The organism is Duncaniella sp. C9, assembly GCF_004803935.1.
GTDB lineage: Bacteria > Bacteroidota > Bacteroidia > Bacteroidales > Muribaculaceae > Duncaniella > Duncaniella muris.
The window spans coordinates 2,219,911-2,245,177 of record NZ_CP039547.1 but is presented as its reverse complement, the minus strand read 5'-3'; the positions used below and the strand labels follow the sequence as shown (position 1 = coordinate 2,245,177).

Sequence of the window (25,267 nt, the reverse complement as noted above, 5' to 3'; positions counted from 1 at the left end):
ATCAAAGACGCTCCACTACCAATTACTAACGACATTCTTAAAAGTTCGCATAGCAAAAGAGCCGCGTTTCACAACGTGGCTCTTTTCACACATAATCAAAATTGCTATAAGCATTTCCTAATGGCAGTAATCAAAGGCTTTCGTAGAATCCAGCCTAAAGAAATCAAAACTAATCCCACAAGATACCAGAACGCATCAAGCCGGAACGATTCCCATTTTGAGAAATCACGCTCGATATACACCGGCTCGGGATAAGGAACAGGCACCTCTCTGACTGTTGCCTCGGTGTTGTTGGTCTTTGTATCCTTGACAGGCACCGGCACATCGGCTTTCAGTTTCTGCTCCTTGTTCTTGATCGAGTGGCCGAGTGTACCATCTTCATTTATCCAAGCGTCGGACTCGGCGAGAGATGTTTCAAGGTGGCTCGTGCTATCCGGCACTACCTGCTTTGCTGATTCCATCGGAACCGGCACCTCAATGGTAACGGTATCAATCCTGACGGTCTCGATATATTCAATCCTGACGCTATCCGTATTGTTGACAATGACGGGCGTTGAGGGTAACATCTGCTTAGATGAGTGGCACCCGGAAAGCATGAGAGAGGCAAGTGATACCACGATTATAACAAGGTTCTTCATCGGCTCATACTTTGAAAAGATGTTTGTACTCCGGGATAGCGTCAAAGCACGGACAGCCTTTGATATACTCAAACGGCTCAATAACTCCATTGCCGTTGAGGTCGGGCGATGTATCGCGGTGCCCGATGATGCGCTTAATTGTCGGATACTCGGCAATCAGTCGCTTGCAGAGTGATAGGATTGCTGCTTTCTGGGCCGGTGTTCTTGTGTCCTTTATCTTCGTGCCGTTGGTGTCCGCTTTGTCAAGACCGCCGGCATAGCAGATGCCGATGGAGCGTGCATTATGATTGACCGCATGGCATCCGCGCACGTTTATGGGGCGGCACTCCTCTATTGTTCCGTCAAGACGGATATAGAAGTGATATCCGATGTAAAGTGTCTTCCCGGTCTTGGAATCAACATAGGTTGAGAACTTGCGCGCTTTGTGGGCGGCATTGACCGAGTCGCTTGTGAAGTTCACGCCCTCTTTGGTGGCGGAACAATGGAGAATAATCTCGTCGATGAGACGGGACATAGGCACCTCCGATGTTGAATAGCCCAACTTGCTCCAGGTCTTGGGGCCGGCTATCCCATCGGGAGTCAGTCCATATTTCCTTTGATAGTCCTTCAAAGCGGTTTCCGTTTTTGCACCGAAAACACCATCTTCGCTCAGACCGCAGTTGCAGGCTTTGTTCAATGCCTGCTGGAGCTTCTTCACATCATCGCCCCGGCTACCTTTCTTGATTGTAGTCATATTATTCAGTTTTAGATTTGATTTCGGACAGGTCTATGTCAAAGTGCCGCTCGGTCTTATCGACAACGATGCGCTGAAGAAGTTTCGCCCACTTTGCGCCGTTACAACTGGACTCGTTCTCAAGGATGGACCACAACTGCCAAAAGCATATCGCTCCGGCTGCCACTTTGGTAAGGTCGATAGGCAAACCATCGGTGATGTGCTTCTGCATGAGAAACGCCATGATGATAAGAGCCCATGCTTTCAACACCGTCATTATGACCTTGCCGAAATGTTGAGATTTGAATTTTTTGCCGTCGTCGCTCACTCTTTCGGGATGAGCTTTTCTGGCTCGTTTGGATAGTTGCCAGGCGGTGAAACAGTCGGCGAATATCATAAGGGTGCAAATGATGAGATATGGCAATGTTGGTTCAAGTATTGCTACTATGGCTCCAATAGCCGTGAACACCCAGCGGAGAAATTCAGAGATATGGTTCATGTCTTAAAGATTTAATGTTTCAGTAATGTGAAAAGGGAGCCAAGTGTCGCACCGACAACCGAACCGAGAGCATCGGCACCTATGTCTGACCAATCCCATTTGTTTCCTATGGCACATTTATCACCATACTCCTTGCCGACACCGATAGCCATGCCAGCGATAAAACCGGCGATCCATGCGTTGTGATATTCCGCATTAAACTCTATGGCTGATGCTGTGAATGATACTACGGCGCAAGCCGAGAAATGTTTGATTTTATCGTTGGCTATCTTCATAAGTCTTATTTTTGCCCAAAAGTAAGTGAATAAGCCACTCATTCAACGAATTGCCGAAAAACCGACATAAGCAAAACACCTTAAATCGCCCTATTTAAGCGACTTGCAAAAAAAGCGAGATGGCACGAACCTTTCGATTCGCACCATCTCATGCACATACTCACTAATATATTACACTAATTCAAAAATCAAGACATAGAATAAATTGACCAGCATCCCGACCTCAAAGGCATATACGAGATACCTCCGCTTGAATAGTCCTACAATCCCTCCGGTAATCCCGAAATATGGAAAATATCCCATTGCTATCACCCATGCCAATAGAGCAGCACACATAATTATGGCAGAGGTATAATGTACCGGGCCATCAAGACCATCACGATACTTAGGACTTGCGGCAACAAACATGGCACCTGCCATAAGCAGGAACACAAGGAACTGAAACCTCTCCGGCGTAATCTCAAACATCGGCGCGATAATGAGCCCGGCACAAACTCCGAGAGTAAGTGGGAACATCCACCCGTTTGCCATTCCGTAATAAATCGCGCTCAATGATTCGGGATGCTTATGCCTCAACGCATAGCCGATAATCAATGCCGCAAATAAGACAGCCGAAATAACGACACTGGCTATCATAACTCCGGCAGGCTTATGTTCGCAACCGGGAATAATGCCAACGCCTCGGCTTTGTACGCCCAACACTCGGCAAGACACTGCTTGATGAATCGGTAACAGCCCATATAGAAATCATCAATATCTTCAAATGTCTTGAAGTCGTAGAGGTACAAGTCGAAATCGCCGCCAAACTTGAATGTTTCCGGCAGAGATTCCCCGTTGGTATCACGGGCAATGTTCCGGGCTGTCTCGTAGTTGCTCTGATTCTCCTTAGACAACCACACGGGCATACCTTTGAATGTATGGCCGGAGAGGATTTTATCATCGCACATCTTGTTCAGAGCATCGAAGATGTCGCTGATAATCTCCTCATTTGTCGGCTTCTTGGTGTATTTTTTGCGGAGGTTGAAGCCGTTTTCATCTTCTTCATTGTCTTTCCAGAACCCGAAGAACACCTCCCATTTGTTGCGGCCGATAGAGTATAAGCCATCTTGCCGCTCTTTGGCGCCGTATATCTTTTTCATCGCAAAAATGATTTTTGCGCTAATATACAACGAAAAACGGCAGGTTGAGCCAAATGACCGAAAAGCTGATTCTTAGGTAAACTTGTATTTTACTTTGTTTCCGTCAAATACCTCGCTTTGGATGATGGTCTCAAATGGAAATCCGTCAACGTCGCGAACTTTTTCGAGTATCTGTTTCATCTCTTCGGAGGAGGTGAAGAATTTCATCCAAGTTCCCGTCTGCGGGTCGCGGCACGATACGATATATCGGTCTTTGCCGTAGCCGGTTTCCTGCCCGGATACGAACTTGTGAACCTCGATGGTCTTATTCTGGAGGGCGGCGAGTCTTACGACATTGCCGGGGAGCATTTCCTTTCCGTTTGCGGGAGTATAGGAAATTCCCATCTCTGAAAATTTTTGCATTTGATGATGTGTTAATTTGAAATATAAATGCTTGCAGTCAGCATGGCAAGCCATACCCTTGAAAGAGCCTATGATTTTTTGTCGGCGCTTTCGAGATTTAACCTTAGCCAGCTTCCGGGCCGCATTTTGTTTCGTTCTCTTACGGAGCAGGGTGTGAGTCGGATAATGAACATAACCAACCATATCAAGACCATCCGTAAGCGGTCTAACCGCCTCGTTAGGTTTGACAGTCAAACCGAGTTTTGCCATCTCCTCAACATAGACATCCCGCAACTGCCAGAGCCGTTTCTTGTCATTGCCCCCGATTGCAGTATCATCGCAATAGTTGTAGTAGAGATATCTGACCTCGACACTCCCATCCTCATTTGATATGAAATATCGTTCTGCCATAGAGAGCATCTTATGGTGGACCGGCGAAATAAAGAGATTTCCGAAAGTCTGCGATGAACGCAATCCTTTTGAAAGTCCTTCGGGGAGCAGCGTTATGAAACTATCAAGAATCGGAAGCAGAACGGAGTCACTGATGTATTGCCGGATTACGCATTTCATCCGCTCCTGGCTTATACTGTCGTAATAATGGGAAATGTCATTTTTATAATAGTGGGTAAACAGTCCCGGCACCGCCTTAATATCATCCTCAATAATATGGTGCATCCAGTGCATACCCCTTCCTTTGATAGAGGCTCCCGTATTGTGAATCAGTGAGGGATAAGTGTATTTCTCAACCACCACCATTATACAATGGCATCCGACACGCTTTGGGACTTTAGGTGCCTGGCACTCCCGCTCTTTAGGTCCATCCTTAACCCGTAGTGTCTTTACATCTTTCAGCGTGATCCTAAAAGAGCCATCGGCAATCTGCCTTTTCAGAGTGCCGATTATAGCATCACGCACTTTCGCCGCATAAATCTGTTGTTCCAGATATGCGGCGTATTCTTCGGGAGTATTAAAATCATACTCCGTCTTTGGCTCCTTGTCGGGAGCATATTTGGCCCGTTGCTCTTTGCTCTCCAAATGGCTGATTACATAATCATAGCCACTATACATATTGGAGTCGCTGACAATCTCCGGGATAAGATTATCAATTGGATACTGAATCTCCATGACGCGCCTTCAGGGCTCTTCGTTATGTTCCGGCTTTCTGCTTGCGCGAGGGTTGCCGAGGCTCTAACCTCTCGTCTCTTTCATTGCCCAGCACGTGGACGTTGCAGTGTGGCGATTTATATAATAAGAGCGGTTAACCCGCCCATGATTATAGTCCTTAATGTCAGCCGCACGCCGTAGTTCGTGTTCGAGTTCGTCCCGGCGTTATTCGCATTCGAGTACGCGAGACCGCCATTCGCATTCGCGTTGTTGCTCGACCGCAGAGGGACACGGCATTGAGGTTATCTACCTTTTGGGTACAAAATTACTAAAAATCGGTCAATTAGAAAAATCAAAATTTATCGACCCGCCAGAGGCGGGATAAAGAGAGAGGGAGCAGCCTCCCGTTGGTCGGCTCTCCCTCTGTCGTTTTTTCGCAAAACGCGCTCTGCGTTTTACGCTGCCTCGTCGTCGAACACGCACTCGCCTCTGAAGGCCAGCCGCACGCCGTAGTACGAGAACGAGTACGTCCCGGCGTGAAGCGCATTCGAGTACGCGAGACCGCCATACGCATACGCGTAGCTGCCCGACCGCAGAGGGACACGGCTTCGCCCGGCTGTGTACCAATGGCCGTCGGAATAGTTCTCGTTGTATTTGCTTGTGTCGGTCGTACAACGAGAGGCTATCATGTCGCAATAACGACCGTGCTTAACACGGGCAACACACATTCCGTTGGTGTCGGTGATGCCTTGCACAACACGCTCCGTCTTTGTGAGAGGATTGTAGATGTGCCATTTGGCATCAATCGGGAACGCCGCAACCTCAGCATATTTCTGCCGGCGCATTTCTACGAAACTCGGAACATTGACCGCTACATTGTCTTGCCACTCGGAGTTACAGCCGACATAGTTCTGAATACCGAAGATGATATTACCAGTGTTGCCGCCATTCCAGCGTCTTGTTACATTGCCGTAAGCGTTCATGCCGTTGGCTCCGGTGGAATATCCCGAACCACATCCATAGCCGCATACCGCCTGAACATCACGGTCGCCGATGATACCAAGCACGAGATTGTCGATGTCGATTCTCATCTCGTAGTCGATGCTGTAAAAGCCGGGGCCGCGCATACGGCAAAGATTGATGAGGTTGGCGGCGGATCCTGACATCGTAGAAGAGGGAACGGTTGCATTGGTAAGATTACCATCGCTATCATACTGCCAATCCGCATTGATGGTGTTGTTGTTCTCACCACGTTTTGTAACAGCACCGCTTATGGACCTGGCACGCATAAGAGAGTCAAGTGACATACCATACACTCCGCACAACTCACGGATTGCGGAATTGTCAAGAGAACCGCCGACATACACCCAATCGGGTTCTATCGCCTCGACTGCCGAGCTGTCAACGGCTATCGCCTCCAAATCATCAAAACCAACAGGTGATGTGAACACGATTTTGACTGCTCCGTTAGGAACATCCGTATAGACATACTCACCATTCACAAAGTCAAACAGAGCGGCACCAACGCTCATGTTGAACTTCTTGATAATCTTTCCATCCGCTCCGACAAACACGGCGCCTATCATGGCGTTGTTGACACCGGGCCAGCGTACTTGCTTCATACCCTCAACATCAAGTTCGTAAACATTCATGTTGGGATTGTCGGTAATCTCATAGTCTCCGCCGGCAACAACATTGTCGGTGAATATGGCGGCAAGAGATTTTACCAGAATATCGGAAAGTTTCTTGCGGTTCACTTTGGTTGCGGTTGAGATGGGCTCGTTGACACAAGAGCTTATGAATGTGTGCTTCTCCTGCGTCTTGTAGTCGTTGACACCCTTTCTCCAATGAGGGTGAATCATCTTCATGATGTCAAAGCCCTCACCGGCGAGGTCGGCAGGATCGTAGTCAGAACCATCCCTCATCTTGCCATAATCCGAATCACTAATCTGACGGAGGTGCATCTTGCCGTCTCGTGAGTTGAATGTGGCTTTGTAGGAGTGGCTCAACTCCTCAACTTTCGCCCAGTGGCCGGGGACAGTGTAAGGAGTGCCGAACTTATAGCCCGTGCTATCATCCATGTTGGTGATGTTCTCGGTATCATTCTCAAAATCCGAGAAACAGATATGAGAATACTGCGAGTTGATAACCTCCAATTCCGGGAAGTATCGGTTGAGGCTATTAAGTCCGGCGAGTCCGTCGCTATCTTCTTCTTTGATGAGTTCGGTAAGAATCCAGCGGCCGATCACACCTGAACACTGATTGCTCTCCTCATAAGCCGAGCCGGAGGCATCAAGTCCGATGGCACCGGAATTGCGGAGCAGACGCAAAACGGTAACGGATGCCGTTACGTTCACATCGGGTATGCGCACCTCTCGGATTGCTCCTGCACGAGCCACATCAAGGAGAAGTGTCTCAGTGTCGATATACTTACTGCCCTCAACCCAAAGGCGCGTGATGTTGCCGACACTTGCCAGGGTGAGACCGCCGGGGAACGAGAGATTAGGCAAGTTGACAAGTTCAAGTGATGTCATCGTTGCCGGGAGTGTCAGTGTCTCGATCGGTGAGGTCTGAGCAAGATTGCAGGTCGTAAGTTCCGTGTCATTGGCAACGATGCTTTCAACACGGGGGCATCCGCTTGCGTCGATACTTGTAGCAGTGGTAAGGCTGACATCAAGTATACGCAAGAACGGCATATCACCAAGGACTATTGAGCCGAGGGGATTAAAGCCGTTGAGCGACGTGTTAGCGGTGTGCTTGTTACCGCCGAGAATAATCTCCTCTGCAAGTTCCAGCTTGCTCAAATCATCAAAATGGAACGCAAGAGACATCTCGGATAGGTCAATGCGGCTCATTCGACCGGGATTGTAGATATAAAGCAGTGCTCCTGAATCGTGTGCAAAATCAGTAAAAGCATGGCTCTGACCCGCCTCGAGATAGACGGTTTCAGACAACTGACCGCTCGCATCATTACCTATACCGAAGTAGCCCGTAGCGGCTGCCGTGATATAGATTTTGGATTTAGAGGAAATTGCCGACACACGACCGCTGAGGGGATTGGTGAAGAAATCGCCGGTCTGATAGTAACCGTCGCGGATTGCCCAACGCTGCTCGATGAATCGGGGTAGCGATGTCAAGCCGAGACCATGCAGGGCATAGAAGTATGGCATATTGGCAAAGTGTGTCTTGTCAATATACTTTGATTCGCAATCATAGGTCGCTATGGTCTTGGGCCAGAACATCAGACGGCTCTCTACAAAGAAATACATTGCGCCATCCGGTGAGAATGGAGCCATTGTCTTTCCGCCAATCTCGGCTGTCTGATTGCGCATTCGGTTCACAACGCTCTTTAAGGAGATTGTCGTTACTCCGAGATCGTTGCTATTCCAGCACTCTTGCTGACGGTCGATATTGTTGAACAGCACGGAGCCATAACCCATGTAGGGGTTAGTGTATCCGGTAGCCTCATCAGTCATCTTGTTGGGGTCAACCTCCGCATCAATATCGCGTCCACCGTCGTTGTCTGCTCCGTTGCAAGTATCGCAGTCATACACTTTATTGAGATACATTCGGGTTGGCTCCATGTTGCGGTAGCCGGAGTAAACGCCATTCTCAACAGAACACCCATCTTCAAGGAAGAACATAGGCTGCATATTCTTTGCACGCTGATCGACGGCGGCGAGATAGTCGGTGAACGCGGTGTATGCCATAGCCGACTCCAGCGACATATAGCGATAGGCGTTCTCCTTCCATATCTTCTCCCATCCCGTTACTTTAGAATAGTCGCATGAATCAAAGAACCTGAGCATATTGAACAGGTCGTAAGGAACCTTTTTGCCGAGTGCTAGGTCTTCCTGAAGCTGATCATCATCGACCATACACTCAAAGTAGTATGTCCAAGCCGGGTATTCAGTGGCAGCGAGTCCGAGTTTGTTCACCCATGAGGATTTCTGCGTAGTCGGTTTCATCATATCCTCGACAGTGTTTACACCCTGCCACCAGTCCATTCCGGCATACTGCAACAGTTCATAACCCGTCACGGGGTTAAGAACATCTCCAGTAACGACCCATTTCCCGTTTACTTGCTTCATTGAGCCGGTTGAACGAGTCCATGCTCCGTTCTTGTAGCGATATATTGCATAATCTCGACCGCAATACTGAGATATGAGATACACGTTTCCGTGTGCCTTTTCAGTATTGGTTTCGGGGTCTGCCTTGAATCGCGCCTCTGTCTGGGCAAGAGTCTCATCGGGTGTACCGAAATACTCCACAAAATCACCGTAGTTAAGACATCCGAGGTTGTAGCCGGGTGTGTCCTTGAATCCAAGAGCCACCTGCTCGCCCTTATCCTCTTTCCAATTACCACGAGCCTGAAACCAAGCATCCTGCAAGGTGTCTGTCGTTGCACGGAAATAAGCGATGGGGTGATTCTTTGTGGAGTGATCCATCTGAATACCCGTGAGTATATCACCGTCTCCGAGGTCTTGGGTACCGTCAAAGGCGCGTTGCGCCGGCGTGAGGTAAGATGAGCCGAGGGAGCGGAACGTGGCGTTCATGAGGTCGCAAACGCCACAGTCATTCGCCATCGAGCTGTCAGAGTAGTCTTTCTTTACTGTGATAACATCGACAAAATGCCCGGTCTCGTGAACGAATACTTTGTTATGCTTGGCGGCAAGTATCGCCTTACGGCCGAGTTCGGTGCTGTCATCGGGATTCAGCAGAGTTACAGTCGCCTTGAGTCCCGTGGTCTTGTTCTTCTTATTGAAGTTGAATCGGTCATTCTTCTCCGGGCGTTGTGCCGAGGTGGTACCCTGCCGACGCCAAAGAACATTTATCGCCTTAAAGTTACATTCCGGGTGCTGTGGATTGTAGTAGTAAAGCGTGCAGGCGAATTGGTCAGAGGTGGAAGTTCCGCCGTTGAGGGCATAGTCAAAGTTGTTGAACGTGGTCTGATCTGCAACAATGACATAGTAAGGCATACCTTTTGCCGCCATGAGCGACATAGAGGGTTTGCCGGTGGTATCAAGCACATTCTCTTTGTCATACTCGGCAATCATGGCGGTAACATTACTCAGTTTGCAGAGGTAGTTACGGAACGCCTGCAACCATTCCATGTAACTTGAATAAGGCATGATGTAGTTGAGGTTGAAATCGCCATTGGCAGAGTTGAACGTGATGTTCTTGCTTTGGCGGAGTGCGCTTGTACCGGGCTGATAACCGATGGCGGCACATTCCTCACCATTGACATACAGTTTGACAAAGGAATAGTTGATACCCTTGTAGGTAACATACTTTGTGCCGGGTTCCACAACAACGGCAACAGTGATCTTCTCACCACATTTGAATCCGACGCGCTGCTGCTTGGGTGTTCCGTTAAGGACACTGAGGACAATCTCATTGCCGCGAATATAGAAACCCACACCGGCTGTCGGGTCATAGCACTCACAGAGCATAGCGTTCTTATCCTTGATACTCTTTGTAGAGAAAGCTAACTGGATTGCGGCTCCGGCAGTCTCCAAAGCGGCAGATGAGAACGGTGCATAAGGAATCTCAGCGGTTACATTCTCTGCAATACGGCATACCGTTTCGCCAAGAACATTGACAAAACCATTGGAGTTATAGTTACAGCCGTTCAGAGTCATCTCATAGCCGTTGTCAATGATTCTGTGGTCGGTCTCGGTGTTGCTTCTGGTGGAGAAATCAAACGAGAACAGCGCACCCTCTTTCAAAGATGCGTCGATAGCAGACCCCTCAACGGTAAGCGTGATAGTTTCACTTTTGCTTGCTCCGCTCCGGGCGTACACATCAAAGCTCTTTGAGCCGTCGGTGGCATATCCTTGTATCTGCTTGCTCACATTGTAAGGCTGACCGATGGGACAATTGACGGTGGTCGCAATATGCCCGTCAATCATCACCTCTACCGGAGTATTGGTCTTGCCGGGAGTATATGCCGCCACATCGACAGATATTGAATCGTACAGGCGCACTTTGCCCTCAGTGCGATCATCGTAACGCATTACGACAATAGGCGTGGCGTTGGTGGAATCAACACACATCACGGCGGTATACACCATATTGCCGACAACGCCGGACGCAAGGTCTTTGCCTTGAATACGGATTGGATATGCACCGTGTTCCAGACGCTCTCCACCTCCGAATACATTGCACGGATTGATGGATATGTTGTGGGAGTACGAATCAACAACAGTGGCCGTGCCGAGTGTACGCCACTCACCGTTGTAGAACATCTCGGTAGTAACGAGAATACCGAGGCGCGTTGACACGTTGTTCTCAAACTTATACATCGGCAGACTCTTGTCTCGGTCCACACCTACCTCAAGGGCTGTCGAGGTCGAGTAGTTGAGGGTCTGTATGCAGGTACAGGTAACATCGACAGCGGTAACGGTGATGGTCTTGGTTCTTCGGTTGCCGTCAGCATCGGTTGCCTGAATGATGAAATCTCGACTTGATGCCGATGTGATGAAGTCGGTGAAATCAAACTTGAATTTCAAGTCGGCGGCACTTGTTGATGAACGCTCGTTCTTGACCTCGCTCCACAGTTCAATGTTCGTAACGGGGTCGATGATACTGATGGTTCGGATTGTTCCGAGAACCTCATCCTCGCCATCGTAACTTACGCTCTTGATAGCCACCATAAGCGATACCTCACTGCCGAAAGCACCCCATACAGCCTGATCGCAGTAGATGGTAAGAGTGCTGCCACCTGCTGTGCCGGCACCGTTGCTCTTGGGAATCTTCACACTGTCCCCGATTGCAGTTCCCGCACGGCTCACTCCCTGGATTATATAATCCGTCGGGTCGGGCACAAGTTCAAGCCCGGCAAACTGATTCTGTTGTAGATCGTAGGCACCCCCGGTGGATAGAGCGTCTTTGCCGTCTTTCTCCGGGGTATCTTTGGTTTCCACCTTACCATCTCCACCATTGCCGAAATCAATCCACTGAGCCTCATTTGTGGCGGTAAGGTCGGTTAGCGCACCTTGATATTGCTTGGTCTCCCAAACAAAGGGATTAGAGGACCGACGATAGGTTATGACCATACCCTCCTTACGATAGTCTATGCCCGTTGATTGTTTGAGGTCAAGCAGAGCCTGAATCGCAAGAGATAGGGTGTAATCCTTATCTTCACATACTGCATTGATATTGACAAAAGGCTCAGAGCCTGCCGACATTCCGGCAAGATCCAGCCAATTCTCCTTGTCGAGAACATCGTTGGTATCAAGTGTCAGTCCAACGTATTTGTAACTTTTCCACGAACCTTTGGCTATGGCAAAAGTTATATCCATACCGATTTTTGCTTTGCCCTGGGCTAAAACTGCGGCAGGAGCATAGTATTTATCGGTTGAATCGTTGAGGGTGTAGAATATCTTCTCCGGGTCGGGTGTCGGGAGTTCTGCTGTGAGGTTATAAACATTACCGACCGAGGCTCCTCCTACCTTTACAAGATTCTCGCCATCGTAACGGTAGAAATCATTTTTAAGGCGGAAAACCTTATCATCTCTGATTGTGCTAAATCCGTGAAATGTGGTGTTGTAGTCAGAGAAATAATAACCTTCGGGGTATTCGTTTGACCACATGCAACAAGTACCTCCTTCATTGGCAGGATAACGACGGAACCACACGCCGGTACTTTGGTCCGGATTATCCTCATAGAACCCATTAAAGGGTAATATCGCAATATCGTTGACGCGTCGGAACACTTGGTTAACTTCATCGCGAGTATTATCCATATCTTCCTGAAGCTGCGCTCCCTCATCTCCGGGGAAAGCGGTACTTGCAGTATGACCAAGAGCAAGGTCGGAGCCGATTGTTACGAGTTCAGACCCACTCCAGCGGAAAGTCTTGTTGTCGGAAGTACAGATATAGACCTTACCTGATTCCGGGACACGACCATTTGCAGAACCCTCTCCAAAGGAGTCTGCATCAATCCAATTACCGTAATAGGTAAACATCGATGGTATAAGTATCGCCCTATCGCCTTCAAGTTGCCAATAGTCCGATACTTTGATAGCACCCTGCACCTCTCCAATTTCTGCGGCGACTGCCGGTATGCTGAGGGCCTTTATGGGGCGTTTGATTGTTCCCCATTCGGATTTGTCGGCTACATTAAGATTCGATACCGCGAGCAGGAATGTATTTCGGTCTGTGTCATAGACAACCATACATCCGGCATCAGTTGATCTATTGGCGGCAGATGCAAGTTGTATTGTAACACTACTTACAATAGCGTTAAACTCAACTACATCATCGACAAATCCAGGGAGATTGGCGGACGGCACTTTGGCATTTGCATCGAGAGGCGCAATCCCATTCGGGACTCCAATCTTATTGGATAATGTAGTTACATTCGACTGAGCAGACTCTGCCTCGGATTTGGCAGTCTGAGCCGTTTCTTTGGCTGCCTGGGCGGTGTCATATGCACTTTGTAGTTTCACTTTATCGGCGGCAGTCATCAATCCCGCTTTGCTTGTTGTCGCAACTGGGATTGATGCGGTGATGGTCTTGCCAACCGACGAGATTGAAAGTGTGGCGGTACTTTCAGCAACAGTTATAGTCGCCGATTTCAGCTCACACTTATTGATGAGAGTTCTGAGAGAGTCTTGCTCCGATGAGGACAAAGACGCTATCAAATCCCGGAGCACCTTATACGTTACTCTCTTCCCTCCGTTAATCTCGAAACTATCGCTATCGCTCAACGATGTAACGGGCGTGAGTTGGTCGATAGTCCGAGAATTTGTGCGGATTGAGGAAAGCACGGCACTGACGATGCTCTGCTGTTCGTCTGGAGTGATTGCCATACTTAAAGAATTAATCTGTTAATAGTTGAAGAAGTTGCTCTATAATTGGTATCATCTACGCGGCGCATAGCAGCGTGATTCCTTTGCTCAATAACAGGATCAAGATTGGTTGATTGTTGGAGAGTCTGGTTAAACACAAAGCTGTTTACGCCCTCCAACTGAACTGTCAGTTCAGGCACATTCGCCTCTTTTCGGCTGTACTTAATACCATCGAAATAGACATGGGAGCAGATGAGTATTCGGTTGAGCATTTCGCCAAACCACACGGGAACACCCATACTGCCGCCGAGGGTGAATCTTTTTTGAGTGGATTCAAGCCCGAACAATTGGGATATGTCTGCATACTGTGTCACAAACTGTTCACTTTCAACGTTGAAAGTCCAATTGCTATCTTTGAATCCTCCTGGGACTCGGAAATCAAAGAAATACTGCATCCCGTCGATAAAGAACACTGCGTCTTGACGCTGGCGGTTGTTCCTCATCGAATACTGAATCAGTGTTGTCTTATTCAATATCAGAGGGTCATCGGTAACTCGAAACACCTCACTACGACCGACACCCATTATATTTACTGAATAATAGCCGGTCGACAATGAGATTGTTGTGAACCTCAGAGTAACAGTGTCGTTTATGTCCCACTGATTGAACTGAATTTGATGCAGGACCGCTCCGTCCGGCTCACTTATAATCTGGGCGACAACGGTATCATTACGCCCTCCTATGAGCTGCAAGAGTATCTGGTCAGTAGTGGCGAATGTCTGAATATATTCGCTATCTATCCCATCAGCCTTGCGATTGATGAAAAATAGCGGGGTGAATGGGCTTACTATCATAGCTCGATATCATTAACGATTAGTTCGTATTTTACGGCCTCATTCGTGGCATATTTGAATGTGGCATCTTTTACAAATCCCCTATACAGGATACCATTACTTTCAATTTCTATGAGATTGTTTTCAGATGCCGGTTCATCAATTTCATCAGTTGTAAATGATACTCTACCACACGTCATCAAAGGAGCATCAAGATCTATATCTTCAGACATAGCTCGGCCATCTATAACAATAGAGCTATTCCCCATGCTCGAAGCAAATTCAAGATGAAGATGCTTTGCCTGCATTCCTATAAATCCGGCATTTGCCTGGATACAAGCTATTGGAGAAAATGCGCCATTGAATACCATATCAGATATAGTATTTTCTATTCTAATGGTTCTATCCGGAATAAGTAACCCATTCTCACTTTTAGAAAGCACAAAGAAAACATCCTTATCACTTGACGAGTCTGTAGTATCCTGCCCACGCTTCTGAACGGCGAACTCAATACCATAGCAATCTGCTCGATATTTACTGATGAGACTAAGTTTCTTATCGTTAACAGTATGGCCGGTGGAGTAAGTATTATTGAAGTTAAACTCATCACGCCCATTGAAGCCTTCATAATCCTGCTTTTCGTATCCGATAGTAATTGCCGAATAAATCGAACTTGAATCAACAGAATACGAGACATCCCGAACGTTGTTTATTCTCATAGTTGAGGCGTCAGATTTAAACAGCTCAGAACGGTGGATAAAATTGATTACTTGGTTATCACAAATAGCCATTTCAACATTTCCATCATATATGTGAAGATTATAATTACTGTCGAAATAACACCCTTCTTTATCTTCTCCTATAAAAATGGTGTCCAAACGAGCTTTACCGGTTTTCGGGTCGTTATACGCATCACTGCCTTCCCATTTAGTGTAGTAATTGTTGCCACCGTCAGAATTGTAATCACCCAAAACAGCGCAGTATGGAGTCCCCTGTATTATCACAACTTGGGTTCCTGGCTCGACCGGGCACATCATATGCAGAAGATTATCATTTGCGGAAATCGGCCATGAATTGTAGAATATTGACTGCTTTCTTTTGAATTGTGCCTTTGTGCGCGGGCCAAGACAATATGTATAACCGAATACTGTTTGCATCCAGTCTACAAACTCTGTGAATGATGAGTATATCTTTGCATCACCAATTCCACGAACACTCTCAGCCGCTAAAAGATACGTATTGGCAAGGCGATTATCGAAATCACTAAATGTTACACCAACATTAACCTTACCCATGCTAATACGATTGAGAATTTTTTCGCAAAAATCAAGAGGCCGTATTACATCAATTTCAGCACTTTTTCCTATTCCGCCCCAAGAAATCTCAATTTTCTGGTCGAGCATTAAAATCCAAAAAGGCCCAGGGCGAGAACCTAAACCGGGATTCGCCTCAGCTCCAATCCAGATTTTATCACCTTCCTTCAAGTCAACCGAATAGGTGTATTCGGGAATTTGCCGCATATATTCATCTGAAGACATCTTTGAATCCATCCATATGAATAAATTATCCTCGGATGTAGACGCCTCATTGACCCACCATTTCCAGATAGTATTTGTTTGTTTAACAAATGCTGTTGCGCCAAGTGTAGCTGGCGTTAGTATTGGCAGGTCCCCAGGTTTATCATATTCGCCTCTATATGTTATCAAGAAACTTTGGCTGCATAATGGACCTATTTTAGTAGTCACATCATTACTTGTTTTGTAAATTGTTACTCCAAAGTTTGCGGGTTGACAAGCATTAATCATATCTATTGCAATACCTCCCTTTATTGTAATAGTGACATCTGTTTTTGCTGATACCATATAGCTACCATCATCTGTGGTTTGGTCATTATACAGTAACTTTTCGTTGACAAGCACATTTTCTGTAATAATGTTTACAGGTATCCTATAAACAACACCCAAAGCACCAGGAACAGATAACTTCATAGTTGAACTATCATCGATTGTTTCTCCAATAACCTGATATGATACAATTTCTGTCATAGGAATACGGTCATAGTTTAACTGCGATGCTATTGGAATATCACTACCGACTCCAAACTCATACTTGGTACTCTTGTTTGCTTTGATGAGAGCGGCAAGACTATTGTCTACGCAGTTGACTTTTAGGATATTGTTGTCCCATACTATGGTTGAGAAATCAATTGGAGCTGCAAATCGTTCTTCCCACACCCAACGGTCTGTAATGGTATAAAGATATAGAGTTGCAACAGCATTGAATCCATCTCGGAGATACAAGGCCATCAACATATCGTATGCATCGCCAACAAACTCAAACTGCGATGAGAACGAGCGAGTGACACCACTAAAATCTGCACGCTTGTAAGCACACCGAACCTCATCCCAATTCTTAATACATTCATTAGGAATCTCGGTCCTTTGGCCGTCTATTTCTATAAAATATTTCGTGAGCATAGTTTTGGTCTTTTCGCAAATGTAAGCCAAAACATCGCCGGCTCAGCCAAACGGCTCAAATTCTGCCAAATGACAAAAGCGCATAACTCACTTTAACTCTTTGAGTTTGTGAATTATGCGCCCGAAGTTGCCCTGAAAGCGACTTTTACTATGGGAGCATCGGAGAGGGGCAAATCACCACATTGCCGCAGATGTAATCGCCACTCCACAATGCTCGGTGGAGGTCGGCAATTCCGGTGGCTATCGGATTGTACTCTTTATCAAATTTGCCCTCTTCGTTGACAATCATAATCTGGTCTTTGGTGAGGTGTACGATCTCAATATAGCCCTCGACATGAGCCTGAGCCTCTTCAAGCTCAAAGGTTTCCCCGTTCTCGGGGAAGATTTCGTTTATATCTCCCCCGACGGTGATAAGGTAGGCTTTGGCAGGTTGCAGTTCCATCAGATTGCGCAGATTAGATTCTCTACTTTGAAACAGCGGAATCCGTTCTTTTCGGTGTCAAAGTAAGCCATAGTCTTGTAAGACGGTTTGGTTACTTTCTTACCACCGAGTGTGGCACCGGCAGGTACATTTCTGAGAGTGCCCACAGCCTTACGGATAGAGCCGTCGGCTTTGGTGTAGTAGAATGTTACCACGCCCTCGCGCATGGCTTTCGCGAGGCGGTAGAGCTGCCACGCTTTTATCATGCAGATGCGCCACGCCTGCTTGGTGGCTTTCCAGAGTTGCCATGCATACTTCATCACTCTCACGCGGAAATTATTTTTCTTTTCCATAATTAAGGGGTTTATTGGTTTGACTTTTAGTTGGTTATTGTTTTATTTTCTGATGTAAAGTTAGCCATTATTTACAAGAGACACAAACAGAATGACCACCATTTAGCGTCTGATTTTCACCATTTTACCACCTTAACATTTACTGACATTTTAGCCGTCAAGAGCCTCACGGAGCATCTTGCGCCCGGCTGAAACTCTGCTCTTGACAGTTCCGACAGGTATGCCGATTCTCTCGGCTATCTCATCATAACTATATCCTTTGGCATATAGAAGAACACACTCAATACAACATGACTTACGCCCGCAATCACGGACTATCGATAGGATGCTGTTCACAGAAGCTCTCTGGTCGGCATAATCATTCCCCGTGTATGGGTCATATTCATCATATCCGGTAAAGAGAACACAACGGCGGCGGTTGTACTGCGTAATGTAGGTGTTCTCCATAATGGCTAATGCCCACGGCTTAAAACTCATTCCGGGGTTAAACTTCCGGGCTTGGCTCAGACATTTGTAGATGGTCTCACTTGCGAGATCATCGGCATCAAACTCGTCGGCATAGTATCTTCGTGCTTTTCGTCGTATCCATCCGGCGTGTTTTACAACAAGGTCTTCGATGTTCATTACTCCGGGAATTTGGAGTTGAACATTCTTCTTGTTAAATCACGCTCTTGCTCGCATTGAGTTCTCAACTTGCGGGCGGTACGGTGGAGGCGTTCAATTGCCATATCCATATCCGGCCGACGGTTGAGCTGCTGGCGGATGATTAACAACTCGGACAGGATTCTGTCACATTTCCTTTCTACTCGGTCAAGCCTCGACGGGCGGCGCTTATAACATTGATTACGTTTCGTCATAACACTTTGCGGTTTTGCAAGGGGTTACTAACGAACCGTTCTAAAGTGCGGTCAACCTTGAAAAAAAAAGAGCCTGCTATTATGAATGACAAGCTCTCATTAGGTTACAGGGGGCGGTGCTTACTTCTTTTTCAAGGCTGCACGCATCGCCTTGACTTCTCTGTTATGTTGGTCAACAAGATGGGCATATACAGTGGCCTTCATAGTGGATGTATCAATCTGGAACTTGAAATGAGCCATCAACATGGCAGTCTGTGTGTCGAATACCCGGCGGAAATTGATTGACCCCGGCTTGTCTTTCTTGCTCTCGTTTTCGATTTTCTCGATAGTGCTTTTAGCTCTTTCAAGACGTGATTTTATTTCTGCTGTAACCCTTTGGTCATTCATAGAATTTGCATTAATACCATACTCTATTAACACCTCACGGGCGCGGTCATGTTCATTCAATGAAACAAGATTCCGGCACATCTGAAATACCACAACCGACATCTTAGCCTTTATTAGTTCCTCTATGGTGGAGAGGTAGGAACTAACTCCGGCTTTATCTACAATCTCCTTGTATTCAAACACTATGTTGCGCATTGCAACAACAAGCACCGCCTCATTTACGACTTCTCGCTTGCCAATCAGCACACTTGTATCTCCACAAACGAGATCGACGAACTGGCCGACGGTTAATTGTTCAAGTCTCTCTATCATATTTTACTCTTAAAAAATTCGTAGTTGGTAAGGTAAGAATCGCAGTGTTGCTGTCGTGTCTGGCATTTAATGAGGTAGATGAGTTCCGACACACCTCTACGGATAGCGGAATCATCATAGACCCGGGAGGTCGGAGTCTTGTCCGAACCCACGGGCATCATCAACAAACCTGCCGGATTATCATCATAGTCTGTTACACTTGGAATGACAATGGCTCCCTTTGGCATATTAACAAGTGTAGGTTTGTCGGGGGTCAGCCATGCACCACCGTTGAACAATACAACTTCTGAACGACCACCATCACCGACAATGGCTGGGCCACCTCGGTGATAGTCCGTACCTTTGGCATACTTGGGTATGGGTGTAGCAAGAATAGTCGCGATTTGGATGGCACCCATCGCACCGGCGATTGCGGCCAGTACCAAGTTGGGCAGTGCGTGGGTTATCGCCAAGGCCGTTGCGATTCCGGCCTGAGCCAAACTATTGGCCTTTTCCCATACTGCCTGTTTGTGTTTGAGCTGCTGTTTTTTCTTCTCCAGCTCTTCATTCTTTTTGGCTGTCTGGGCCTCGGCCGCTCTCTTGCGGGCCTCGCCCTTCTCTTGGGTGATCACCTTTTTATTGACAAGTTCGGTAATCCTCTCCTGTTCTTTCTCTCCGGCTTCCGTATTAGCCTCTTGCTCCTCCTCTAATTTTTCAATCTGCCCGTCGAACAGAGTGTTTACGAGGTCGCTGATGTTGCCGATTGCATCGGATGCAACTTGGAGCCAGTTCTGAAGATTGGCTTTGCGCTTTTCTCTCAACCTCTCATCATCGGCTATCTGCCTATCGACGCTCTCGGAATTGGCATCGGCTATCTGATTTGCCAAATCAATCTTAGCCTTTGCAAGTTCCTGCTCCCATTTCAGCCTATCCTCGGCCGATAAGTTTTCAAGGTTGAGGATTTCCTCTATCATCTTGATAGCAGCCTCGCCAGCCTTTTGAGAATACTCAACCTCCAGGGCGTACAAATCATTTTCAAGATTCCGCTTGATTTCCTCTTGTTTGGCGGCATTACCGGCGGCAAGAGCCATCTCCTTTGCATAGCGTTCTTTGAGCGCGTTTACAGCATTGGAATACTCCTGATTGCGTATGATTTCCTCAACGCCATAGCGCTCGGTAATCTTATCAGCAAGATTGTTGGCATATTCCTCTTCAAGTTCAAGACGCTCCTTGTTGAACTTGTCATTGATGAGGGCAACATCGGCGCCGGTTTTCTCGGCGGCTTTGAGTTCGGCGGCGCGTGTAGCCTCCAATTGGGCCAACTTCAAATCAAGCTCCTCCTTACTGCCTTCCTCAACGGATGCGAGGCGGTTTTCAAGATTGATTTTAGCAAGTTCAGTCTGATACTTCAACTCACAATCTGCAATTTCCTTTTGACACTGCTCTGCAAGTTGCACCCTCAGCGCGTTCTCGGTTTCGCCATCACCCTTGATTTCGTCAATCTTCTTTTTGAACTTCAAACGGATCATGGCGAGTTCCTTTTCATGCCCGTCTGCCATAACCGCGATTTTGGATTCTTCCAATTCATGTAGGCGTTTCAGTTCTTCTTTGGCTTGCTTTTCAGCCTCTTTTGCGGCTTTTTCACGAGCTTTCTTCTCTTCCTCAGATTCTCTCGGAGTGTAACCACTTTTCGGCTTTTGTCCCGTTTGAGCAACTCCATTGGCAGGTAGATTTGCATTGAGGTCGATAGACACCTCTTTTAACTCGTCATCCATCGTATTATTAAATGCCTGAGCCGTATTAGATGCTATATTTCTGGCCATAGTTTCAACGTTGCCTTTGAGGGCGTTCATGCCATCCTTCCATCCCTTCGACACTTTGTCCCAGTCGAGTGTGACAACACCTTCTATCACTGTTCCCATTGCCTTGAAAGAATCGACAATCTGATTGAGTATAAACTTGGCAACCTCCCACATCGTCTTGAACGAGTTAACGATACTGTTCACGGCTCCACGCACAACAATAGATTTGTTGTACATACGAATAAACCAGTTGACAATATCAACACAGCCTTTGATGATGTTGATAATGCCGTCATTGATAAACACTTTTGCCTTGGTCGTCAAACGCTCAAAAGAACCGCCCGTAGTATCGAAAACAGCGGCTATTGTGTTTTCAAGTTCTATTTGGCTACGGAGTTGCTCTTCTTGAAGTTCTCCGAGTTCTCCAGCACGGTCTTTGACATTATCAAGGTTCTTGTCGATGTCTTTCAGAGTGAGGATATATTGCAAACCTGCATCCTCACCGGGACCGCCGAAGATGTCCGCCAATGCGGTGCCGACTTCAGATGATGATTCCGGGAACTCGGCCAGCTTTTCCGACACTTCCTGCATGATGTTAAAGGTGGTCTTGCTTCCATCAGCCAAATCCTGCTGCACTTGTTTAGATGAGATGCCTATGCCTTCCAACGCCTCGGCTGTTGCTTTTGTCATCTCTCGAATACGCAAATTGCCCTCTTTTATGACATCAATGCCTTTGTCGGAATATATACCGGCTTGATTGGCTTGTGTGGTTATGGCGATGAACTCACTTGCCGAGAGTCCTGCCTCACGGAAATATGCAGGATATTCCTTTATGTTTTCCAAAAACTCTCCGTTTACGTCCGCCCCGGCAACAAATCCGTCCTCAATCAACCGCATGGACTCTTGGAACGATATGCCGAATTGTTTAGACATCGCATTGGCACTTTCCAATACTTCTCGGAAATCCTTGTCATACATGTCGGCAACAGCCTGGACCTCGTTTCTGGCCGCTTTCATGGCATCACCGGTAAGGCCGGTAAAGTCCCGAGTCAGTTTTGACGCTTCCACAAGTCCCTTGTTATAGTCGTACCACCATTTGAATCCGGCGGCGACTCCAACAATACCGAGAAATGCAAGTACCCACGGATTGGATAACATCCCCATGAGCGTATTTCCGAGAGCCTTTGCTTTTGTGCCAAGACCATCCATCACACCACCGGCGTTGGTTTTACTTAACCCTTGCAATGACTCACCGAAATTGGTGTTTATGCCAACAAGTCCCAATAGTTCATCTGCTGCATCCTTATTGGCTTTTGTCCGATCCTCCGTAGCAGATGTTTGCTCTTGAATGGCGGGCGTGTTATCCTTGATGAGCTGTGTATTTTCGGCTATCTTCTTATTTAGCTTTTCAATAGTAGCCTGAGCATCATCACTTGAAAGATCAACGTGCTTCAGAGCCTCTTGGAGTCTCTTGTTCTGAGCCTCTGCCTCAGCTATGGATGTGGCATCTTTATCGATAATGTCGCTGACATCAGACAAACTACGCTTATTCTCCTCAATCTTTTCGTTGAGCTGCGCCAAAGTCTGTTCATAGTTCTCATCAGAGGTATTCAGCATCCTCTTGGCATCTTCCAAAATCTTAGTCTGGTCGATAAGGTCTTGTGTAGTTCTCGCCTCCTGATTCATGGCGGCGATAACGCTCTCGGTCGCTACGACACCATGCTGACCGGCGATTGCATAGTTGCCGACATTGCGCTGAAACTCGCCCATGTCGGCGGCAACGTCTTTGAGGTGAGCGTCGAGATTCTGAATGGATGCTTCCAATTCTTTGCCGAAATCGGAGTTACGGCCCTCCTCGCTCAAATCCTTATAGGCTTTCTTCAGCAGCTCCAACTGTTGCGACATGTGAACATAACTGCCTTCCTGAGATTGTGAGGCTTTCTCCTCAGCGCTCATGATCTGCGTAAGAGTCCTCTTCTCTTGTGTAAGAGAGCGGTGCTGTGCTATCAACTGCGCCTGCTTTGCCGTGAACTGAGCCATTGAGATACTCCCCGCCGATAATGCCTTCTCGTTATCCTTTTGGGCTTTCTTATTCTGTTCAAGCTCACGATTTATCTTGACCAGACTTTTCGCCTGTTCCTCATAGGTGTCGTGATATTGGTCGAGCAGTTTCTTTACCTTCTCGTGTTCGGTATATGCCTCACGCTGGGTCTTGTTGACACGCTCCTGCTCCATCAACTGCCGGGAGATGGTGTTGGTGGTGTTGGCTACTACTTGGCTCTGCTCGGATATGGCAGCGTTGAGACGTTCCGTGGCGACGGTCGCCTCTTTGGTCTTATCGACAAGAAGTTTCTCAAGCTTGTCAATATCACCGACAACCTTAACATTCACATCAACGCCTTTCGCCAACTCCTTTGCCGTGGTGGTGTAGGTATTGAGCAGCGTCTGAATCTCGGTGTTGAGTTCCTTGATTTTGTCGATGGTCTCCTGGGGAACCAGGTCTGTTATCTTTGTTTCGCTCATCAGTATGGCGTTATATATTCTACAATCGGTTTCCCAATCTCTACCGAGATTGACGCGAACCCATAGGTGCCATCATCGTTTTTATAGATTACGGCTGTTTCTCCTTCCATCTTGGCCCACGCTTTTGCTAATCTGCGAAATCGGTCTAACTCCTGACCCATCCGCTTATGTTCACACGCACAACTCATTTGTATCCACAATCTTTGAAAAACGAATCTATTGCCGGGAGCATATAAGTAGTATTGAAATAGCTGATGGCGGTGGATCCCATGTTGAGTATCTCATCACCATACTTTGCTACGATTGACGGACCATCGCCATTGCCTGGATCCACGACAAGAACATCACCTTTGCGGGTTGCGGTTATCTCGGAATAGAATTTACCATTGATGAAAAGGTTGGGGACTTCATCGGGGCGCGGCGGCAATCCGAGCATGGTGCCGGACACGGGTGGTGTGATACTGTACTTCCACGCCTTGTAATCTTTGGCTCTGTGATACCACGTCCCCTCCTCCTCAAAGAATGGGTCATCATCGTATGTCGGAGAGAGATGTTTGCCGTCTCCGTCAAGACCGCTATACAACTGTTCGGTAACGGCACGAAGAACTATGCCGGAATTGTCGGAAAGGCATTGAATACACGCCTCCTCAAATCCGTCGGAAATCTTCTTGATGATGTTCGCTACTTCTTCTATACCCATAATGAATATTTTTGCCGAGAATGTTGCCTTTTGCTGGAATATTAAGGGCGGAAATGTTGCCACTCCCGCCCCGTCATTATTATTCGGCTTTCTGCTTGGTCCGCTTGGCAGGCTTTGTGATTAGGTCGTAGACCTGACCGAGTATCTTCTTTCGGGTCGCCTCATCCCGATCGAGCCAGAAGAGATTGATGTGCCGGGACTCAAATTCATCCCGGCTCATCTTCTTTATCTCTTCATCATTGAAGTTGACACGCTCAAAAATCATGCTACCTGCTCGATTCCTTTGATGTCGTTCTCATACAGCACGGAGGGCGACTTGAGGCGGATGTCGGCCCCGGAGGTTGAGGCGATGGTCAGGGTCTGGGTTGCATCGTCGTATGATGCCGCTGAGGTGGCACCGTTGATAACGGTGTTGCCGGCGGCAACGATGAGGGGACCATAGATAGCAGTAACATCATAGCCGCCTACATCTTCAAAGAGTTTGTAGGCGTTGCCAGTGGTTTCGGCTTTCTCCAGGCGCACCCATGTAAGACCGAGAACGCACTTCTGCGGGTTGAAGTCGAGCTGCACGAAATCGAAGTCAGTGATAGCACGCTTGGCGTTCTCGTGCGCGAAAGTAACGGTCATGGTAGCCTTTGTCGATGAGGTGTTGAACGGCGTGGAATCGCCATAGACAGCGGTCATGGGATAACCGGCGAGTGTGTCGGTGCCGTCCTTCAGACCGAACAGCATATTGTTGTCGTCGAAGAAGTAGGCATCCCACTGCTGATTGTAGGTTCTGGTAAGAGCCGCCATCAGTTCCGGGAAGAACTTGTTAAGGGTGAATGTGTCTTTGCGGGCGCTTACGCCGGTGGGAGCTTCGCCGTCATAGCCGTTGGCTGCTGTCTGAATTTCGCCGCCGTTCTTGGCATACTCCGTGAAACGGACAATGCCGAAGATGCGGCCCGGGCGGTCGGCATGAACCATCTGCTCCAGCTTTTCGGCGGTGAGGTCGGCGGGCAACTTGGTGCCGGGGGAACGAGGATGGCACCTTTCATGTTCTCGAAATCGGGCGGACACTTAGACACACCCGTGTTGAGT

Annotated in this window: 18 protein-coding genes and 1 pseudogene; all 19 read right to left on the bottom strand. The window is 47.5% G+C overall.

Features of this window, described 5'->3' with window-relative positions; translation table 11 throughout:
- Positions 1-104 precede the first annotated feature (104 nt).
- Positions 105-566: a hypothetical protein gene (locus E7745_RS09410; protein WP_136408718.1), complete on the bottom strand. Its 462-nt coding sequence runs from the start codon at positions 564-566 to the stop codon at positions 105-107.
- Between the two features lie 76 nt (positions 567-642).
- Positions 643-1,152 carry an N-acetylmuramoyl-L-alanine amidase gene (locus E7745_RS09405; protein WP_168182182.1) on the bottom strand — a complete coding sequence of 170 codons (510 nt, stop codon included), beginning with the start codon at positions 1,150-1,152 and terminating at the stop codon, positions 643-645.
- A gap of 36 nt (positions 1,153-1,188) precedes the next feature.
- Positions 1,189-1,371: pseudogene (locus E7745_RS14855) on the bottom strand (peptidoglycan-binding protein); the annotation flags it as partial.
- 1 nt (position 1,372) lies between these two features.
- The gene (locus E7745_RS09400) at positions 1,373-1,849 is read right to left on the bottom strand and encodes a phage holin family protein (RefSeq protein ID WP_135472332.1); all 477 of its coding nucleotides are present in this window, start codon (positions 1,847-1,849) and stop codon (positions 1,373-1,375) included.
- A gap of 11 nt (positions 1,850-1,860) precedes the next feature.
- On the bottom strand, positions 1,861-2,124 hold the full coding sequence (locus E7745_RS09395) for a hypothetical protein (RefSeq protein ID WP_135472331.1): 264 nt from the start codon (positions 2,122-2,124) through the stop codon (positions 1,861-1,863).
- A gap of 171 nt (positions 2,125-2,295) precedes the next feature.
- On the bottom strand, positions 2,296-2,760 hold the full coding sequence (locus tag E7745_RS09390) for a hypothetical protein (RefSeq protein ID WP_124076641.1): 465 nt from the start codon (positions 2,758-2,760) through the stop codon (positions 2,296-2,298).
- Positions 2,757-3,263: a hypothetical protein gene (locus tag E7745_RS09385; RefSeq protein WP_135472330.1), complete on the bottom strand. Its 507-nt coding sequence runs from the start codon at positions 3,261-3,263 to the stop codon at positions 2,757-2,759. The genes E7745_RS09390 and E7745_RS09385 overlap by 4 nt, the downstream gene beginning before the upstream one ends.
- A 72-nt stretch (positions 3,264-3,335) precedes the next feature.
- Positions 3,336-4,769 (bottom strand): hypothetical protein, encoded by a 1,434-nt coding sequence (locus E7745_RS09380; RefSeq protein WP_135472329.1) that lies wholly within the window; start codon positions 4,767-4,769, stop codon positions 3,336-3,338.
- A gap of 434 nt (positions 4,770-5,203) precedes the next feature.
- Entirely contained in the window at positions 5,204-13,564 is an 8,361-nt protein-coding gene (locus E7745_RS09375; protein WP_136408717.1) for a hypothetical protein, read from the bottom strand.
- 2 nt (positions 13,565-13,566) lie between these two features.
- The gene (locus tag E7745_RS09370) at positions 13,567-14,397 is read right to left on the bottom strand and encodes a hypothetical protein (protein WP_136408716.1); all 831 of its coding nucleotides are present in this window, start codon (positions 14,395-14,397) and stop codon (positions 13,567-13,569) included.
- Positions 14,394-16,853: a hypothetical protein gene (locus E7745_RS09365; RefSeq protein WP_136408715.1), complete on the bottom strand. Its 2,460-nt coding sequence runs from the start codon at positions 16,851-16,853 to the stop codon at positions 14,394-14,396. Before E7745_RS09365 ends, E7745_RS09370 begins: the two co-directional genes overlap by 4 nt.
- A gap of 148 nt (positions 16,854-17,001) precedes the next feature.
- Positions 17,002-17,295, bottom strand: coding sequence for a DUF3846 domain-containing protein (locus E7745_RS09360; protein ID WP_124076670.1), 294 nt, complete (start codon positions 17,293-17,295; stop codon positions 17,002-17,004).
- Complete coding sequence (locus tag E7745_RS09355; RefSeq protein WP_135472324.1) at positions 17,295-17,627, bottom strand: SH3 beta-barrel fold-containing protein; 333 nt, start codon at positions 17,625-17,627, stop codon at positions 17,295-17,297. The genes E7745_RS09360 and E7745_RS09355 overlap by 1 nt, the downstream gene beginning before the upstream one ends.
- Before the next feature lie 150 nt (positions 17,628-17,777).
- Positions 17,778-18,251: an RNA polymerase sigma factor gene (locus tag E7745_RS09350; RefSeq protein WP_135472323.1), complete on the bottom strand. Its 474-nt coding sequence runs from the start codon at positions 18,249-18,251 to the stop codon at positions 17,778-17,780.
- A gap of 353 nt (positions 18,252-18,604) precedes the next feature.
- Positions 18,605-19,183: a hypothetical protein gene (locus tag E7745_RS09345; RefSeq protein WP_124076773.1), complete on the bottom strand. Its 579-nt coding sequence runs from the start codon at positions 19,181-19,183 to the stop codon at positions 18,605-18,607.
- Positions 19,180-23,487: a phage tail tape measure protein gene (locus E7745_RS09340; protein WP_136408714.1), complete on the bottom strand. Its 4,308-nt coding sequence runs from the start codon at positions 23,485-23,487 to the stop codon at positions 19,180-19,182. The genes E7745_RS09345 and E7745_RS09340 overlap by 4 nt, the downstream gene beginning before the upstream one ends.
- Positions 23,488-23,671: 184 nt before the next feature.
- Complete coding sequence (locus E7745_RS09335) at positions 23,672-24,187, bottom strand: hypothetical protein (RefSeq protein ID WP_124076441.1); 516 nt, start codon at positions 24,185-24,187, stop codon at positions 23,672-23,674.
- A gap of 79 nt (positions 24,188-24,266) precedes the next feature.
- Positions 24,267-24,452, bottom strand: a complete 186-nt coding sequence (locus E7745_RS09330) for a hypothetical protein (RefSeq protein WP_124076443.1) — start codon at positions 24,450-24,452, stop codon at positions 24,267-24,269.
- Entirely contained in the window at positions 24,449-25,189 is a 741-nt protein-coding gene (locus tag E7745_RS09325; RefSeq protein WP_240740285.1) for a hypothetical protein, read from the bottom strand. The genes E7745_RS09330 and E7745_RS09325 overlap by 4 nt, the downstream gene beginning before the upstream one ends.
- Between the last annotated feature and the right edge of the window lie 78 nt (positions 25,190-25,267).